Genomic DNA, 606 nt, shown 5'->3' with positions numbered 1-606 from the left:
AGTGTTCAGCCATGGACGCACCTCGGCGCGCAACCGCGGCAGCTGCAGCCACGCTCGCTGCGGCGACGCTCGCCGGCTGCTCGGCCGGTCACACCGCCACCAACGCCGCGAAACTCAGCGCGACGGACGTGGTCATCGGCACGCAGGGCGCGCCTGCGGGGTTGGATTTCACCACGATCGGTGGTGCGGCGGCACCGCAGGCGCTGATGCAGAACGTCTACGAGACGCTGGTGCGTATCGACGACACCGGCACCCCGCAGCCGCACCTCGCCGAGTCGTGGGAGATCTCCGATGACGGGACCGTCTACACCTTCCACCTCCGCGAAGGCGTGACGTTTTCCGACGGTACCGAGTTCAGCGCGCACACCGCCGCCTTTTCCATCGACTACGTGCAAACCGCGTAGACGAACGGGCTGAAAAAGCAGATGGACCCGGTCAAACAGGACACCGCGCTCGACGACTCCACACTCGAGGTCACGCTGCATCAACCCTCGTCGTCGTGGTTGTGGTCGATGGGCACGCTGACCGGTGCGATGATGGCGCCCGCGAGCGTCGCAAAGCTAGCGGATGATCCGATTGGGACCGGGCCGTACACGGTGCGCGCGT

The 606-nt window shown here is 66.5% G+C and carries 1 protein-coding gene and 1 pseudogene; both read left to right on the top strand.

Annotated features, from left to right (window positions below):
• On the top strand, nucleotides 1-404 hold a 404-nt coding region (locus tag MHX64_RS12130; protein ID WP_370642146.1), incomplete at its 5' end, for an ABC transporter substrate-binding protein.
• 21 nt (nucleotides 405-425) lie between these two features.
• Nucleotides 426-606, top strand: a pseudogene (locus MHX64_RS12125) (ABC transporter substrate-binding protein); the annotation flags it as partial.

Source organism: Corynebacterium sp. ACRPZ (assembly GCF_022346205.1).
GTDB classification, from domain to species: Bacteria; Actinomycetota; Actinomycetes; order Mycobacteriales; family Mycobacteriaceae; genus Corynebacterium; species Corynebacterium lehmanniae.
Note: the sequence above shows the minus strand (reverse complement) of the source record. Positions and strands in the feature narration are given on the sequence as shown.